The organism is Serratia sp. CoH_134_PS_4 (genome assembly GCF_058190535.1).
In genome coordinates, this window is the sequence record NZ_JBXWKI010000005.1 from 125,922 (window position 1) to 142,189 (window position 16,268).

The following is a 16,268-nucleotide window of genomic DNA, read 5'->3' on the forward strand; positions in this document are numbered from 1 at the left end:
GATACTTATCCCCTTACCCAAGCTTTAATCGTGCCAAGGGTTTTACCCAAGCTACGGCCATGAGGGCGAATGCGATACGCGCCTACGGCGGCCGGTACGATAAAGGTTTCCGCGTAATGCACCACAAAGGGAGCAAAATGCCCGTCGGGGCTTTCGATCACCGCCTCTTCGCCTTCGACCAAGTTCAGCACATTGACCCGGCCCTCTGTATGGTGCAGCACCGGCTTACTAAACCAGTGGCGTCGCGTTTCGATAAATTCACGCTCATGCAGACCCGTCCGTTCCTCTTGCCAGCCTTCCCCCTCGGCAACGGGTTCAATGCGGTTCACCAGATGCTTCGTTGCCCAGTCGGTATCACATTGCCAGTTAATCACTTGCTCGCCGTGCCGTAGATGCACGGGGCGTGGTTGACCATCTAATCCCAGGCGGCCCCAATCCCACAATTTGAAAGTGAAAATGTATGGCGTAGCGCTGATCTCCAACACCATGGAGCCTGCGCCTGAGCAATGCACCGTCCCCGCAGGGATTAAGAAGTGGTCGTGTTTACGCGCCGGAAACCGGTTAACAAAACGCCGATCATCAAACGCCTTTTCGCCTCGTTGGGCCGCGGCAAGATCGGCCATCATCGCTTGCGGGTCTGTGCCATTTTTTATACCCAGGTACACGTCAGACCCCGGCTCAGCGGCAAGAATGTAATAGCTTTCATCCTGGGTATAATGCATACCAAAGTGCTGTTGGATGTATTCCGTCAATGGGTGAACCTGGAAGCTAAGATTCTGCCCACCGACCGTGTCCAGCAGGTCAAAACGAATGGGGAATTCGGCACCAAAGCGGGCATGGACCTGCTCACCGAGTAAAGACTGCGGATACAGCAGTACCAAATCCTGTGAGGGGATCTCGACCCGAACGTCACCAAAACGCATTAGCAGGCTGTTTTCCTCGGGCACGCAGTCAAAACACCACGCGTAGTTGGCTGCCGTCGGGTCGAGATCAAACTGGTGTTTCATCCATTGGCCGCCCCAAATACCGGGGTCAAAAAACGGCACTACGCGGAATGGGCGTTGAGTTGCCTGCTGTAATCCGGCATGGAATGCCGTACCGGACACTAGGGTTGGTTTACCGGCCTGGTTCGTGTCCAGTACAAAATCTGCATGCTGAAGCAACGGAGTTTTATGGCGATCGAAGACCCGCCATTCCACAAAGAATGCCCGCTTGTAGCGGCGTAACACATCTTCATCCACATTGCCCGCGCCCCAGTTACCCAGCTCGCCACGGCGGAAACGCTGCTGGATTTCCCAACGGGCCATATCGGCATACACCAGCACGTCCCCTTCGGCGATCAACGCGGCGCCCGGCCCGTAGACCACGACCAGCCCATTATCGACACGTTCGATCTGGTCACGTAACCGCTGTACACGCGCAGTATCAAAAAATTCGGGCATTTCATGGCACGACAGCACGCCAAAAACACGATCATCCGTTAAATTACGCTCTATCATCGCGTGAATATGCGGTTCATCGTATTTGGCCGACTCGGCGTTGATACTGCAGGCCGGTTGCAGAGGATTGATGAAATGCTCTGTGAGCTCTGCCAGATTGACCCCATGGTAGCAATCCACGATCAACAGCGTTTTGCGCAACCCAAGAGCGGTAACTTTGCGACTGACAGCCTCAGTCACCGCCTGCCAACCTTGCCAGGCGGCGTCGTCATACCCCTGGACGGCCACTTCCGGGAACTTGTCGTAGCGCGTAGCCTGATACTGTTGCTCTGCCATATTGTTCTGCCTATGAACTGAATACATGGCAAAAGATTAATCGATTAACCTTATTTCAAACAGGCTGATTAACGAGATTAACCTCATATAACCGATAATAAACGCGTAAAAAACCGAAATCCCGTGACAGCCATCACGAATTATTTGCGCTATTTTACAAATTAAGGTTAATCGTTATACCTTAGTTTGATAGGCAGTACCCACAGGACATAAAATGAGCACAATCACCTTGGCGGACGTCGCCGCACATGCAAAAGTTTCCACCGCCACGGTATCGATGGTATTGCGCAACCGTGGACGCATTTCGGATGAAACCCGTAAACGCGTCCTGAGCGCCATTGACGAACTGGGCTACGTTTATAATCAGACCGCCGCCAACCTGCGCAACCGTAGCAGTAACCAGGTCGGCCTGCTGCTGCACGATATCACCAATCCGTTTTATGCCGAGATGACCGCAGGGTTGAGCCAGGAGATGGAACGTCATCAGTTGATGCTCTTTCTCGCTAACAGCGAAGAGTCGGCTGACCGACAGCAAAAGTTTGTCGACTCGCTGCTACAGAACAGTGCCAGCGGTATGGTGCTGTGTGCCGCCCGGCAAACGCCTACCCTGTTTTTTGAAACACTGAAACGTCGCAAGATACCGGCCATCATGGTGGTCCGCCCGGTGGCCGATGCGCACTTTGACTTTGTCGGCACTGATAATTTCCTGGGTACCCAATTGGCGACTCAGCACCTGTTGGATTTGGGGCACCGTCATATCGCGTTTATTGGCGGCTCCATCAATTCCACCACCCGCGCACAGCGGCTCGGCGGCTACACCAGTAAGCTGGTTGAACAGGGTATTGGGGTAAAAGGGGAATGGATCGTAGACAGTGAAGCCAGCCAAAGCTCAGGCGCCAAAGCTGCAGAACAGTTATTGATGGCCCACCCTGAAATCACCGCAGCGCTGTGCTATCAGGACATTGTTGCGTTGGGTATGATGCAGACATTACGCAAGTTCAACCGTCAAATCGGCAAAGACTTTGCGCTGATTGGGTTTGATGATATTACCGAAGCGTCGTTGGTGCAGCCGGGTTTGACCACCGTATCGGTGGCCTCACGCGAGATTGGCCGTAAGGCTGGTGAGTTGCTGTACAGCCGCATTCAAGGCAATGATGAGCCGCCAAAACGCATCATTCTGCCACCGTCATTGGTGATCCGGGAATCTTGCGGTTTTGCCGATAAAGCCCCGCCAGCCTAAGCTGGCGGGGCAAATCAGCCGACCTGTACCGACAGCATGCTCAAAGAGCTCATCTCGATGCCATCTACCGGTATGGTGATTTCTTCCTTACCGTCCCATCCACCGAGCACATACAACAGCGGCAGATAGTGTTCCGGCGTTGGGTTCGACAGCGCCGCCCCTTCGTGCTGCATAAAATTCACCAGCGGATGGTTATTCCCCTGATAAGTCAGGTTATCCCGCACGAATTTATCAAACGATGTTGCCCACGGATACGGAATCGCTTCGCCCTGCCATTTGACCATCCGCAGGTTATGCACCACATTGCCGCTGGCGACGATCATCACCCCTTGATCACGTAATGCTGCCAGCTTGCGGCCTAGCTCATAATGATATTCTGCCGGTTGGGTACCATCGATGCTGAGCTGTACAATCGGGATATCCGCTTCAGGATACATCTTGATCAGCACACCCCAGGTACCATGATCCAACCCCCACTCGCTGGCGTCTGCGGTGACGTTGACTGGCGCCAGCAGTTGCTGGATTTGCGCCGCCAATTCAGGTGAACCCGGTGCCGGATACTGCGTATCAAACAACGCCTGTGGGAACCCACCAAAATCATGGATAGTTTTCGGCTTTTCCATCGCCGTCACCGCGGTGCCACGGGTGTACCAATGGGCAGAAACAGCGACGATAGCTTTTGGACGCGGCAGCGTTTCACCCAGCCGCCGCCATGCCTGGGTATAGCGGTTTTCTTCCAGTGCGTTCATCGGGCTACCGTGACCGAGGAAAAGTGCAGGCATACGAGAGGTGTTCATACAGGATCCTTGGTTAGTCACAATATATTCTGAGGACTAGACTACGCCGTTTGTCACTGCGGCACAGCCGGATAACCGTGATGATGATTTTCAATAAATTTGAATGATTAAAGCCATAGAAGCAACCCGCAATATCAGCCTGCGCAACTTCCCAGGTTTTTCTACCGACGTTAGCGGCAGCATCAGTTCATTATTTTCAGGCACAAAAAAAGCCGCATTACGCGGCTTTTTCATATTCAGAATATCAGTCTGATATCAGCTAGCTTTCTGTTCGTGAGACTGGCGATAAGCCACCAGATCTTCGATAGTCAGCACAGTCATGCCATGCTGTTTGGCAAACAGGATAACTTCAGGTGCATGCGCCATGCTGCCGTCATCGTTTGTCAGTTCACACAACACACCGGCAGGTTTGAAACCCGCCATTGCCACCAGATCAATCGTCGCTTCGGTATGGCCACGACGGCTCAGCACGCCACCCGGCTGCGCACGCAGCGGGAACACGTGGCCAGGGCGATTCAGATCGCTCGGCTTGGCGTTATCAGCGATAGCCGCGCGGATCGTGGTCAGGCGGTCGGAAGCAGAAACACCGGTAGTCACGCCCTGCGCCGCTTCGATAGTCACGGTGAAAGCCGTCTGGAACTGACTGGAGTTGTTAGTCACCATCATCGGCAGCTCAAGCTGCTGACGGCGGTCTTCAGTGAGACACAGGCACACAATGCCGCTGCCGTGACGAATGGTCAGTGCCATCTGCTCAACGGTCATGGTTTCTGCGGCGAAGATCATATCACCTTCGTTTTCACGATTTTCATCATCGAGCACCATCACACCGCGCCCGTTGCGCAATGCTTCAAGAGCGCGTTCTACGCGTTCTACCGGCGTGCCGAAATCTGAAAGTAGGGTCTGATTCATGGTAAAAAACCTCATTAAAAAATTATGGATTACCAGAACCAGGGCGAACTTGAGGAGTAGCTAGCAATAGCTAAAAAAATAACGCAAGCGGGCGCAAACCCGACAGATACCGTTACTCTCTCCCATCCGGACTATAACCGTCGGCCCCGGAATTACACCGGATCTGCTGACCTCTAACCAAACTGCAAGAGATTGGCTGAGCGCTCGCGGGCTTTCACCGTAACAGGTGATTTACCGCCGGTGGGGACTTGCACCCCGCCCTGAGAATAAGCCTCTCGACTATAACGCTAATGATTAATCAGGGCAATTGGCAAAAGCACAATTCGGCCAGCGTCAGGGAATGCGGTTAATGGTTTATCCGGCGGGCAACTCGCATTACACTAAGGGAAAGCTATTAAACTCTGAAAGGGATACGCCATGATTGACCCGAAAAAAATTGAACAGATCGCACGCCAGGTACATGAGTCCATGCCTAAAGGCGTGCGTGAATTCGGGGAAGATGTTGAGAAGAAAATCCGTCAGGTGTTGCAGTCACAGCTCACCCGTCTGGATTTGGTCAACCGCGAAGAGTTCGACGTGCAAACCCAGGTGCTGCTGCGCACCCGTGAAAAACTGGCGTTGCTGGAACAGCGTATGAGCGAGCTGGAAAGCAAGCTGAACGCCGCACCGGTAGCACCGCAGCCTGACGCAGAGTAAGTTATTGATAAGGGCGCAGTACCGCGCCCTTATTGCTGTTTCAACGCTGCCTTCGACGTCAATTGCAATACCAGCCCAATCAGCGCAAACATCCCCAGCGCATACAGGCTTTTCCAGCCGATGATCACCATCAACAGCACACACAACACCAGCCCCGTCGCCGCCATTAAGCGCGAACGTCCATGCAGAATCCGACAGCCCGCCAGCATGCACAGCAAATAAATGAACACGAAGATCCCATTGGCGTACACCAGCAACGTATCCAGCGGCAGATTCAATGTATAAATCAGCAAGGTGAATAACAGGCAGCTGCCGACCACTGCGCTGAGTGCGTTGACCGGTGCCTGCCCGGCGGACAGTTTGGCCAGCGCACTGGAGGGACGATCTTGCGCCTGCGACCACACCAGCCGGGCGAAACTTTGCGTATAGATATTCACGCTGGCAAAACAGGCCAGATAACCAATGATACAGGCCACCCACAGCGCATGCTGGCCAAACAGTTGCACCACAATACCTGGCAACGACGCAGCCGCCGCCTGATGCTCACCGTAGGCGTGAAAATGCAATACCGCCACGGTACATCCCCAGTACACTGCCCCGGCGACCAACATGCCAAACAGCAACGCACGCGGGAAATCGCGCTCCGGGTTACGGAATTCTGTCGCCAAATGCGCAAATGCTTCCAAACCAACAAAACACCAGAACATCACTGCCAGTGCATGGAACAGATTAGGGGGAGAAATTTCGTTGAACGTCGGCCAGGGAATATGAGTCAGCGAGATGTCGCCTCGCCACCAAATAGCGGCGACCAGCGCCACCACCAAAATAGCGATCAACGTTTGAATATTGGCGCTGGAACCGGCACTGCGCATGCCCAGTAACCAGATAACAACCAGCGTAGCGATTTGTACCAACAGCAGGCCATTGGCGCTCCAGCCGAAAGTGGCCTGCCAAAAACCGGCTGCAATCTGCAATGCCGCCGGCAATCCTACGGGGATTACCGACAAAAACAGCCAGCCGGTCACTTTCGCCATGCGCGGACCAAAGGCCAGGCCGACGAAGTGCGCAGCCCCCCCGGCACTGGGGAAATGACGCCCCAGAGCCGCAAAGGTAATAGCAATAGGGAAAACCAAGGCAATCAGCACCGGCCACGCCAACAGGCTATCGCCCTGCGCCACCTGAGCCGCCAACGCCGGAACGGCAAATACGCCGGTACCCAGCAGTGAAGTGGACAATAGCCCAACGCCCTGCGCCAAACTCAGCTCTTGCTTCAGTCCACTCACTGCTCACCGCCGTTTATCCGTCATACTTCAAGTGGCATCCGCACACATGGCCAGTAACTCGCTCAACCTCGTAGCGAATCAGCCGGTGCCACCTTGATACCACTCGAATTATTTAGGCGAAATTAGCCACGTCCGTCTTTGATTGCCTTGATGATGTTGGTGGTCGACAGGCCGTCTTCAAAGTTCAGCACTTTGACGTCGCCGCCATTGGCCCACACCTCAGTGCTACCGGCGATATCTTCAGGCTTGTAGTCACCGCCCTTCACCAGCAGATCTGGCAGGATATCGGCGATCAGGCGTTGTGGCGTGTCTTCTTCGAAAGGCACCACCCAGTCCACAGCTTCGAGTGCACCCAGTACAATCATGCGGTTTTCCAAGGCGTTAACCGGGCGGGTTTCGCCCTTCAATCGTTTGGTAGAAGCATCACTGTTTACCGCTACGATCAGGCGATCGCCCAGTTTGCGGGCATTCGCCAGATAAGAGACATGACCGGCATGCAGAATGTCGAAGATGCCGTTGGTCATCACAACTTTCTCTCCGCGCTGACGAGCTTGCGCCACAGCGGTTTTCAACTGGGCTTCGGTCATCACGCCAAAGCCGGTTTCAGCCCGGCCGCGTACCGCGTTTTCCAGTTCGATCGGTGAAACGGTAGACGTACCCAGCTTGCCCACTACCACACCGGCAGCGGCATTGGCCAGGAAACAGGACTCTTCCAGTGTGTTGCCGGCAGCCAGTGCCGCCGCCAGTACGCCGATAACCGTATCGCCGGCACCGGTAACGTCGAACACTTCCTGCGCCAACGTTGGCAAATGCAGCGGTGCAATACCCGGCTGCAACAGCGTCATACCGTGTTCGGAACGGGTCACCAACAGGGCAGAAAGCTCAAAATCCGCGACCAGCTTCATACCGCGTTCAACCAGTTCAGCGTCGTCTTTACAGTGGCCTACCACCGCTTCGAATTCGGACAGGTTTGGCGTCAGCAGCGTCGCGCCGCGATAACGTTCGAAATCAGATCCTTTAGGATCGATCAGCACAGGGACTTTGGCAGCACGAGCCAGTTGGATCATGCTCTGCACCTGGCTCAGCGCACCTTTGGCGTAATCTGACAGTACCAACGCGCCAATCTGCGGCAATGCCTGCTGAATACGTTCCAACAGTGGCTGCGGATCGACGTTAGAAAAACCTTCTTCGAAATCGAGACGAATTAATTGCTGATTACGCGATAACACGCGCAGCTTGGTGATGGTCGGGTGCGTCGGCACCGAGACAAAATCACAGCGCACGTTCACTTCGTTCAATTTGGCGCTCAGCGCACGCGCCGCATCGTCAATACCCGTCAGGCCTACCAAGCGTGAGTTAGCACCCAGCGAAGCAATGTTCATCGCCACGTTAGCCGCACCGCCAGGACGCTCTTCAATGGTTTCAACCTTGACCACCGGCACCGGCGCTTCCGGTGAAATGCGGCTGGTCGGCCCATACCAATAGCGATCCAACATGACGTCACCCACCACCAATACTCCGGCGCGGCGAAAATCAGGCAGTGTAACTTTCATCCGATAACTCCAAAAAAGTACAAAATTTTAGTGGCGCAGATATTACCACAGACGTTTGTAATAGCGGCAAAACGTATTGCGCAACTGGCCTGCTCAGCCCAGCCACTTCGCCCAACTGGCGCGGACTTGCTCACGTTCGGCAACGAATTGCCCATTACTGACCTTGCTGGAATGCTCTTGCAACGCCAGGTGGTGGATCTCATCGCGCATGGTGACATACGCCTGAGTCAGCGCACGCGCTTCCTCTTCCGGCATGATGTCGTAATTGGCCATCAGTTCGAAAATACGCACGTTATCAGACCAGCGCGTCAGGCGCGGTTCGGCCCCCGCATAGCCTAAGACCAGATACTGGGCAATAAATTCGATATCGGTGATCCCGCCTTCATCCGCTTTGATATCAAAGAGATCGCGTTGCTTGCTGCCAAGATGATTGCGCATTTTCTCCCGCATCTCGCGGACCTCGCGCCGTAGCGTTTCCGCATCACGCGGTTTGCACAGGATCTCACGACGGATAATGTCAAACTGCTGATGCAACGCCGGATCGCCATGCACAATGCGCGCCCGCACCAGCGCCTGGTGTTCCCAGGTCCAGGCTTCGTTTTGCTGATAATCCGCAAACGCCTCGACGGTACTGACCAACATGCCCGCCGCACCCGATGGCCGCAGGCGGGCATCAACTTCATACAATATGCCCGACGAGGTACGGGTACTGAACAGGTGCATCACACGCTGTGCCAGACGCAGATAGAATTGGCGACCATCGATGCTACGCTCCCCGTCGGTCATCACTTCCGGTGGGCAATCCAGGATAAATACCAAATCAAGATCAGAACTGTAACCCAGCTCCCACCCACCCAGCTTACCGTAGCCAATTACCGCAAAACCGCGCCCTTCGCGCTCTTGCAAATGCGTCGGCTGGCCATAACGTGCAACCATGTCATTCCACGCCTGCTGCACCACCGTGTCGATGATGGCTTCAGCCAGATAAGTGAGGTGATCGCTCACTTTCATTACCGGCAACGCGCCCGAGATATCTCCTGCGGCAATGCGCAATTGTTGGGCCTGCTTGAACTGGCGTAACGCCTCCAGTCTCTGCTCTTCGTCGTCTTCGGGTACCCGTAATAGATATTGGCGCAGTTCGCTACGATAGGCATCCGGGGCCACCGGCTGATACAGCGTCGCCGGGTCCAGTAGTTCATCCAACAGCAACGGATAGCGCGACAGTTGGTTGGCAACCATCGGCGAAGCCGCGCACAACCGAATCAAATGGCTAAGTGCCGCATGGTATTCCACCAGCAGTTCAAGGTAGGTGGTGCGGGTCACGATACTCAGTAATAACTGAGTCAAACGCAGCAAGGCCGTCGGCGCATCTTGACGCGGGCACACTTCCGCCAGTAATCGCGGCATCAGTTGGTCAAGCACGTCCCGACCACGTGGCCCAATGGTGCGTTTGTCGACGTCATGACGGAATTCAGCAATGGTGCGCAACATTTGCTTGCGCGCATCTTCGTCCAAGTGCGGCGTCAACGGCGCCAATTCGTTTTCTTCCAAGGCATCCTGCCACAAGCTGTGGTAGTTCTGATAATCCGGATCTTCACCAACATCCGGGCTATCATCGCCAATCAAGTCGTTAAATACGGCCCTTACCGCTTGCATATGCCCGTCGAGCGTAGCCAGCAGTGCAGACCAGTCGCCGAACCCCATCCCCCAAGCCAAACGCGCCTGATCGAGTTCATCTTGCGGCAGTGTTTGTGTCTGTTGATCGGCAATCGCCTGCAGCAAGTTTTCCAAACGACGCAGGAACAGGTAACTGGCGCTCATTGCCTGTACCTGTTGGGGTTCCAGTAATCCCAATTCCCCCACGGCCTGTAACGTCGGCAGCAGCGAGCGCCCCTGCAATGCAGGCTCACGCCCACCACGGATCAGTTGGAACACCTGAGTGATAAATTCAATTTCGCGAATGCCGCCGGCGCCCAGCTTGATATTGTCTTTCAGCCCACGCCGCCGCACCTCACGCGCAATCATGCCTTTCATATTGCGCAGTGACTGGATCACGCTGAAGTCGATATAGCGACGGAAGACAAACGGCCGCAGGGTTTTGCGTAACTCCTCGCTGTAAGCGTCTTCTGAACCGCCCATCAGCCGCGCCTTCACCATCGCATAACGTTCCCAGTCGCGCCCTTGCTCCTGGTAATAGTCCTCCAGCGCGGCAAAGCTCATCACCAACGGGCCGCTGTCGCCGAATGGCCGCAGCCGCATGTCCACGCGATAAACAAAGCCGTCGATAGTTTGTTGATCCAGCGCTTTGATCAGCCGCTGCCCCAGACGGGTGAAGAACTGGGCGTTATCCAGTTCACGCCGTCCGCCCTGAGTTTGGCCGTTTTCCGGGTAAGCAAAGATCAGATCGATATCGGAGGAAAAATTCAGCTCACCGCCGCCCAACTTCCCCATACCGAGGATCAGCAACGGCTGTGGCACGCCCTGCGCGTTGCACGGTGTTCCCCATTCACGGCAGCAAGTTTGGTACAACCAATCGCGAGTGCTGACAATCAGCGTCTCTGCCAACCCACTCAGCTGCAACAGCGTCTCTTGCGTGCTGCATAGCTCTTGTGCCTGCGCCCAAGCGATCCTCACCAGCGTCTCGCGGCGGAACAGGCGCAGTACGCGCATCAATTGCGCTTCGTCGCGAACCTCTTCCAAATCATCCTGCAGCCAGGCGGCGTAATGCTGCCACTCGCCCGCCACCGGCGGTTGTTTGCGCAGCGTCTCCAGCCATTCCGGCTGATTGAGTAACATGTCACAGACAAAGTCACTCGACGCTAAAACCCGCTGTTCCTGATCGCTGAGCGCGCTGCCCGCGCCCTGAGTTTCCTGAAAACGCTGCACGATGTTCTGTGCCTGAGCCTGTAACGCTGCTGAGAGTGGCAACATAATGAATGATCCGTTTTGCGGCCCGCGCCTCGCAGGCCAGCTTAATTAGCGGAGCGCGCCATTTAACCAGAATGGCGCATGCAATAAGGCTTGCTTGCGGCTACCTTCGTACCAGCCCTGGCGCCGCTCGGCTATCGCCAGCTGCAGCTCACGCCAGCCGTCGATATAGGGGCCGGTTTCGTCGTCAGGGTAAGCACCTGACAGCAGGATAAATGCCGAGATCTGACGCGTCAGACGCGGCAACTGTTCTTCGTATTCATCATCGTTCAGCGTACGGGTAAAAGCGTCTTTCAGCTCCGCAGCGCTACGCCCCAGCATAATGTCACTGAAACGTTTGAAAGAACCGTCAAGTTTGGCCTGCGCCTTGGCGTCAATGAACGGGCGCCATGCGCCAGTCACCAACCAAGATGTGAGCGCCAACTTACATTGTAGATACTCTGCGCTGTAGCACAGCACCTGTGGCTGAGTGGTTTTATCGATCAGCAGCGGCTCCAGCGCCGTCAATCGGGCGCGCAGATCGGCGCTGGCCTTGCGCGGAACCAGGCCGCCGAAGATCACCAGAGCCTGACGGATCAGCGCAATCGCCTCCATAACGGAACGGCGTGCCTGAGCATCGCCGCGCAACCACAGTTCTTCGTGGTACTGCCAATGGCTCAAACCCCATTCAAAACTGGCGATCATCCCTTGTTCAACGCTGGACTTGGCGGCAGGCTTCAATACCGCCAAAGGGCGTCGCTCGCGCGGGGCATTGCCTTGTGCCAAATGATAACCGCGCGCCGCTTTACTCAGGCTACCCTGGCGCAGGCCGCCGTGTTCTGCCAATGCGTTGGCCAGCGCCAGCAAATCTGCGGTATTCCCGGTTTTAAGCTCCAGTTCGATCTCACACAGCGCTTCGCTCAGCTCACCTGCCTTCACTTCACCCTGGTCAAGCCCCACTTCTATCTCGCTCTTACCGTAAGTGACCACCCACTTTTCACGCACAAAATCGGTACGGAACAGCGGTTGGAGCGCCTGTTGCAGAGCGTTGATATCACAGCCCTGTGGCCAGATATCTGCCGGAAACTGTGCCAGTGCCAGTTCTGGCGTGGCAATCGCGACATTGTATTCCGGGCGCTGATGCAAGCCTGCGACGACTTTACCGGCGGTTTTGATGGTCATTTCATAGCTGTCATCAAACCCGCGGATACGCAGCCCCATGTCATGACCACGCAGAAAATTATCCGCGGTTTCGAAATAAATATTGGTCAGTTTTTGCGGTGTGGAATGTTGGTTCGGCCAAACCGCCAGTTGCTGTGGCAACGCGGCAACGGCATCCGGGGTAGCAATAAATTTCAGTTCTATTTCAACGGTCATAAGTCTTTCACACCAATAAGTTACGCATTCGCGTCAGCCTTCACGGCGGCAAGCCTTACCTGCCACGTTCTGCCCGGCGACGCACAGTTACCCTTATCTTACCGCGATTCCCGGCGCCTTAACCCTGCTAACTGCAGAAAAAACCTGTTACGTTATAAAACACCGCGCAACTCACAGAATCTGCCACAGTAAGATAGTTCTCATTCCGGTTTTTGCGTTGCGTCGTCAGACTGAACGCTCTACTATCGTTCCCATAAATTCACACAGAAACGATGAACTAATGCAGAAATTACGCCTAATTTGCCTTGCCGTGCTGAGCTTCAGCATCACTTGGGGCGCACATGCCGAAGATAAGCGCTATATCTCCGATGAACTGAATACTTACGTCCACAGCGGCCCGGGTAATCAGTACCGTATTGTCGGTACCTTGAACGCCGGTGAAGAAGTGACCCTGTTGAGCGTAAATGACAGCACTAATTATGGCCAGATCCGCGATGCCAAAGGCCGCACGACCTGGATCCCACTGGATCAACTTAGCCAAACGCCAAGCCTGCGTACCCAAGTCCCAGCGCTGGAGCAACAGGTAAAAACCCTGACCGACAAGTTGGCTAACATCGACAACAGCTGGAACCAACGCACTGCGGAAATGCAGCAAAAAGTGGCGGGCAGCGACAGCACCATCAGCGGCCTGCAACAGGAAAACCAGGATCTGAAAAACCAGCTGGTCGTCGCACAGAAAAAGGTTAACGCGGTTAACCTGCAGCTTGACGACAAACAGCGCACCATTATCCTGCAGTGGTTCATGTACGGCGGCGGTGTCGCTGGCGTAGGCTTGCTGCTTGGCTTGTTGTTGCCACACCTGATCCCACGTCGTAAAAGCAACAACCGCTGGATGAACTGATTTTCAGTCTCCTTCAGTTTGAAATCGGGCGCCTGCGGGGCGCCCTTTTTATTGGCGCCAACATCCCGCCACCAATTCATGTAATCTGATAGACAGAGCCTTAAGAAAAATTCAGGAGTTAACCGTGAAGATTTACCTGGTCGGCGGCGCTGTCCGCGACAGCTTGCTTGAGTTACCGGTGTTTGATCGCGACTGGGTGGTGGTGGGTGCCGCGCCCTCAGAGCTGATAGCACTGGGGTATCAGCAGGTCGGTAAAGACTTTCCGGTTTTTCTCAACCCGGAAACTCATGAAGAATATGCGCTGGCCCGTACCGAACGAAAGTCCGGCCAGGGCTACACCGGGTTTACGTGCTACGCCGCACCTGACGTCACGCTGGAAGAAGATCTGCAACGCCGCGATTTGACCATTAACGCCATCGCTCGAAGCGCCGACGGTGAACTGATCGATCCTTTCCACGGCGTAGTCGACCTACAAGCACGCGTACTGCGTCATGTGTCTGATGCTTTTGGTGAGGATCCCTTGCGAGTGCTGCGCGTGGCGCGCTTTGCCGCCCGTTTTGCTCACCTGGGCTTTACCATTGCCCCAGACACCCTTGCGTTAATGCGTCAAATGGCACGCAGCGGCGAATTGGTCGCGTTGACGGCCGAACGGGTATGGAAAGAAACGGAGAAGGCGCTGCAAAGCCAAAGTCCGCAGGTGTACTTTCAGGTGCTGCGAGACTGTGAGGCACTGAGCGTGCTGTTCCCAGAGATCGACGCTTTGTTCGGTGTGCCGGCCCCCGAAAAATGGCACCCGGAGATCGACACCGGCATTCACACGCTGATGACGCTGGCTATCGCTGCCCAGCTTAGCACTGAAGTTGACGTTCGTTTTTCGGCGCTGTGCCATGACCTCGGCAAGGGGCAAACGCCAAAAGAACTCTGGCCACATCACCATGGCCACGGGCCAGCCGGTGTTTTGCTGGTCGACACTCTGTGCCAGCGGCTGCGGGTTCCTAATCCAGTGCGCGATCTGGCTAAATTGGTCGCCGAATATCACGATCTGATTCATACCGTAAACAAGCTGCGTCCAGAAACGTTGTTGAAGCTGTTTGACGCGATCGACGTCTGGCGCAAACCACAGCGCCTGGAACAGATGATCCTCACCAGTGAAGCAGATGCCCGTGGCCGAACCGGATTTGAAAATAACCCTTATCCGCAGGGCGACTATCTGCGCCGGGCTTTCCAGGTGGCAAATGCCGTCTCGGTAAAAGAGGTGGTGGCTAGCGGACTGCAAGGATTAGCCATCCGCGACGAACTCAAGCGTCGACGCCAGCAGGCACTGGCAGACTGGAAGCAAACGCTGGATACTCCACAGGATCAGGCATAAAAAAACCCCGCAATGCGGGGTTTTTTATTGGCGAATCGCTTACATGAAGACCATGTAAACCACTCCGGCAACGATAAAGCGATAGATAGCGAACGGCACAAACGAAATACGTTTGATCAACGACAGGAACGTCTTGATCGCAATCAGCGCCACAACGAAAGCGGTGGCAAAACCGACCGCGAACATCGGTAAATCGCCCATGGTCAGGAAGTGCAAGCTCTTGTACAAATCCAACGCGCTGGCACCAATCATCATCGGCACTGCCAGAATGAAAGAGAACTCCGCAGCCGCGTAACGGTTAACCCCGACCAACATACCACCGGCAATGGTGGAACCTGAGCGAGAGAACCCCGGCCACAGTGCCAGGCATTGGAAGCAACCAATCATAAATGCCTGTCGATAAGTGATGTCATCCAGCCCTTCCGCACTCGGTTTCTTCGGTTTCAGCCATTCTGCAGCCAGGAGCAGGAAACCACCGACGACCAGCGCATACATCACGTTTTTCGGCGCGAACAGCGATTTGATGAAATCATGGAGCAACAGCCCCAGCACCACCGCAGGGATCATCGCCAGCAAAATATGGCCCAGTTTCAAATGGCCCGTCGTTTTGCCTTCGTGCTCAACCGGTTTGCCACCAAAATGAATGCCGATCAACCCAAACAGACGGCGCCAGAACATCACCACCACTGCCAGAATTGACCCCAACTGGATGATTACCTCAAAGGTTTTAGCCTTATCTCCGGTAAAACCCAGCCACTCGCCCACAATGATCATGTGTCCGGTAGAAGATACGGGTAAAAATTCAGTTAATCCTTCGACAACCCCAAGAACAAACGCAATAAACAGTGAATGCATGTCCGCCATGTGCTTCGATCACCCTATAAATTTACGGCTATAAACATAAAAAAGCGGCAGTGTTCAATACATTGCCGCTAAAACTATTCTCAGGTTCGGACCAAATTAACGGTCTTAAGTTGCATCTTTATGACAGAACGTCACGCCGGGCGAGTACCGCGCTCAATGATCACCCCAACCCGGTTGGCATGTGCAACTGCGCCCGGTTTGCTGACCTTAATACGGACCCACGGGGAATTGAAGCGCTGGAGTAATATTTCAGATATTTCCTCTGCAACCCGCTCTACCAGCGCAAAGCGATTGGGCTCCACGTGTTGGATGATGGCTTCACTAATATCGGCATAGCTCAGGCAGTCATTCACATCGTCACTGGCAGCAGCTCGACGGTTGTCCCAGCCCATTTCGATATCGAACACCAACTTCTGGCGAATGTTTTGTTCCCAGTCATAAACGCCAATGGTAGTAATTACGGTAAGCTCTTCTATAAATACGATATCCATCACGTCATTCTCTGTTTTTGGCCTTGCCGGATACCACTTCCAGCGGAATATGCGTATTATCCATATATGTTGCGAGTAAAACGACCCTTATTAAACGGAACCGCGT

At 54.7% G+C, this 16,268-nt stretch carries 13 protein-coding genes and 1 riboswitch; of the genes, 4 read left to right on the forward strand and 9 right to left on the reverse strand.

What is annotated here, in order from left to right:
* Positions 1-5 precede the first annotated feature (5 nt).
* Entirely contained in the window at positions 6-1,775 is a 1,770-nt protein-coding gene (locus AC2FCQ_RS10340) for a class I mannose-6-phosphate isomerase (protein ID WP_265555948.1), read from the reverse strand.
* 214 nt (positions 1,776-1,989) lie between these two features.
* Here AC2FCQ_RS10340 and AC2FCQ_RS10345 point away from each other — a divergent pair, with 214 nt between their 5' ends.
* Positions 1,990-3,015 (forward strand): LacI family DNA-binding transcriptional regulator, encoded by a 1,026-nt coding sequence (locus AC2FCQ_RS10345; RefSeq protein ID WP_490307906.1) that lies wholly within the window; start codon positions 1,990-1,992, stop codon positions 3,013-3,015.
* Positions 3,016-3,029: 14 nt separating this feature from the next.
* Here AC2FCQ_RS10345 and ygiD read toward each other — a convergent pair whose 3' ends face one another.
* Both ygiD and ribB read right to left on the reverse strand, forming a co-directional pair.
* Positions 3,030-3,812, reverse strand: a complete 783-nt coding sequence (gene ygiD / locus AC2FCQ_RS10350; protein ID WP_490307905.1) for a 4,5-DOPA-extradiol-dioxygenase — start codon at positions 3,810-3,812, stop codon at positions 3,030-3,032.
* Positions 3,813-4,067: 255 nt separating this feature from the next.
* A complete protein-coding gene (gene ribB, locus AC2FCQ_RS10355) occupies positions 4,068-4,721 on the reverse strand; it encodes a 3,4-dihydroxy-2-butanone-4-phosphate synthase (RefSeq protein ID WP_209637282.1) in 654 nt (217 codons plus the stop codon).
* A gap of 110 nt (positions 4,722-4,831) precedes the next feature.
* Positions 4,832-4,993: riboswitch (FMN riboswitch) on the reverse strand.
* Between the two features lie 145 nt (positions 4,994-5,138).
* Here ribB and ubiK point away from each other — a divergent pair.
* A complete protein-coding gene (gene ubiK, locus AC2FCQ_RS10360) occupies positions 5,139-5,417 on the forward strand; it encodes a ubiquinone biosynthesis accessory factor UbiK (RefSeq protein WP_209637280.1) in 279 nt (92 codons plus the stop codon).
* A 29-nt stretch (positions 5,418-5,446) separates the two neighbouring features.
* On the opposite strand, the gene yjeH is transcribed toward ubiK, so the two are convergent.
* The 4 genes from yjeH to AC2FCQ_RS10380 form a co-directional block, all read right to left on the reverse strand.
* On the reverse strand, positions 5,447-6,700 hold the full coding sequence (yjeH, locus tag AC2FCQ_RS10365) for an L-methionine/branched-chain amino acid transporter (RefSeq protein WP_490307904.1): 1,254 nt from the start codon (positions 6,698-6,700) through the stop codon (positions 5,447-5,449).
* Between the two features lie 122 nt (positions 6,701-6,822).
* On the reverse strand, positions 6,823-8,253 hold the full coding sequence (gene hldE / locus AC2FCQ_RS10370) for a bifunctional D-glycero-beta-D-manno-heptose-7-phosphate kinase/D-glycero-beta-D-manno-heptose 1-phosphate adenylyltransferase HldE (protein ID WP_209637276.1): 1,431 nt from the start codon (positions 8,251-8,253) through the stop codon (positions 6,823-6,825).
* A gap of 93 nt (positions 8,254-8,346) precedes the next feature.
* Positions 8,347-11,184, reverse strand: a complete 2,838-nt coding sequence (gene glnE / locus AC2FCQ_RS10375; RefSeq protein ID WP_490307903.1) for a bifunctional [glutamate--ammonia ligase]-adenylyl-L-tyrosine phosphorylase/[glutamate--ammonia-ligase] adenylyltransferase — start codon at positions 11,182-11,184, stop codon at positions 8,347-8,349.
* Between the two features lie 45 nt (positions 11,185-11,229).
* On the reverse strand, positions 11,230-12,537 hold the full coding sequence (locus AC2FCQ_RS10380; protein ID WP_265555941.1) for a CYTH domain-containing protein: 1,308 nt from the start codon (positions 12,535-12,537) through the stop codon (positions 11,230-11,232).
* 280 nt (positions 12,538-12,817) lie between these two features.
* Between AC2FCQ_RS10380 and AC2FCQ_RS10385 the strand changes: the two genes are divergently transcribed.
* Complete coding sequence (locus AC2FCQ_RS10385; protein ID WP_037416495.1) at positions 12,818-13,438, forward strand: TIGR04211 family SH3 domain-containing protein; 621 nt, start codon at positions 12,818-12,820, stop codon at positions 13,436-13,438.
* Between the two features lie 124 nt (positions 13,439-13,562).
* Positions 13,563-14,807 (forward strand): multifunctional CCA addition/repair protein, encoded by a 1,245-nt coding sequence (locus AC2FCQ_RS10390; RefSeq protein WP_490307902.1) that lies wholly within the window; start codon positions 13,563-13,565, stop codon positions 14,805-14,807.
* A gap of 39 nt (positions 14,808-14,846) precedes the next feature.
* On the opposite strand, the gene bacA is transcribed toward AC2FCQ_RS10390, so the two are convergent.
* Together bacA and folB are read right to left on the reverse strand one after the other, a co-directional pair.
* Positions 14,847-15,671 carry an undecaprenyl-diphosphate phosphatase gene (gene bacA / locus AC2FCQ_RS10395; protein ID WP_209637267.1) on the reverse strand — a complete coding sequence of 275 codons (825 nt, stop codon included), beginning with the start codon at positions 15,669-15,671 and terminating at the stop codon, positions 14,847-14,849.
* Between the two features lie 131 nt (positions 15,672-15,802).
* Positions 15,803-16,162, reverse strand: a complete 360-nt coding sequence (gene folB, locus AC2FCQ_RS10400; protein WP_209637248.1) for a bifunctional dihydroneopterin aldolase/7,8-dihydroneopterin epimerase — start codon at positions 16,160-16,162, stop codon at positions 15,803-15,805.
* Between the last annotated feature and the right edge of the window lie 106 nt (positions 16,163-16,268).

Bases quoted from the DNA above. Each gene is read 5' to 3' on its own strand.
- AC2FCQ_RS10340 (WP_265555948.1), bottom strand. From the start codon at position 1,775: ATGGCAGAGCAACAGTATCAGGCTACGCGCTACGACAAGTTCCCGGAA.
- AC2FCQ_RS10345 (WP_490307906.1), top strand. From the start codon at position 1,990: ATGAGCACAATCACCTTGGCGGACGTCGCCGCACATGCAAAAGTTTCC.
- ygiD (WP_490307905.1), bottom strand. From the start codon at position 3,812: ATGAACACCTCTCGTATGCCTGCACTTTTCCTCGGTCACGGTAGCCCG.
- ribB (WP_209637282.1), bottom strand. From the start codon at position 4,721: ATGAATCAGACCCTACTTTCAGATTTCGGCACGCCGGTAGAACGCGTA.
- ubiK (WP_209637280.1), top strand. From the start codon at position 5,139: ATGATTGACCCGAAAAAAATTGAACAGATCGCACGCCAGGTACATGAG.
- hldE (WP_209637276.1), bottom strand. From the start codon at position 8,253: ATGAAAGTTACACTGCCTGATTTTCGCCGCGCCGGAGTATTGGTGGTG.
- glnE (WP_490307903.1), bottom strand. From the start codon at position 11,184: ATGTTGCCACTCTCAGCAGCGTTACAGGCTCAGGCACAGAACATCGTG.
- AC2FCQ_RS10380 (WP_265555941.1), bottom strand. From the start codon at position 12,537: ATGACCGTTGAAATAGAACTGAAATTTATTGCTACCCCGGATGCCGTT.
- AC2FCQ_RS10385 (WP_037416495.1), top strand. From the start codon at position 12,818: ATGCAGAAATTACGCCTAATTTGCCTTGCCGTGCTGAGCTTCAGCATC.
- bacA (WP_209637267.1), bottom strand. From the start codon at position 15,671: ATGGCGGACATGCATTCACTGTTTATTGCGTTTGTTCTTGGGGTTGTC.
- folB (WP_209637248.1), bottom strand. From the start codon at position 16,162: ATGGATATCGTATTTATAGAAGAGCTTACCGTAATTACTACCATTGGC.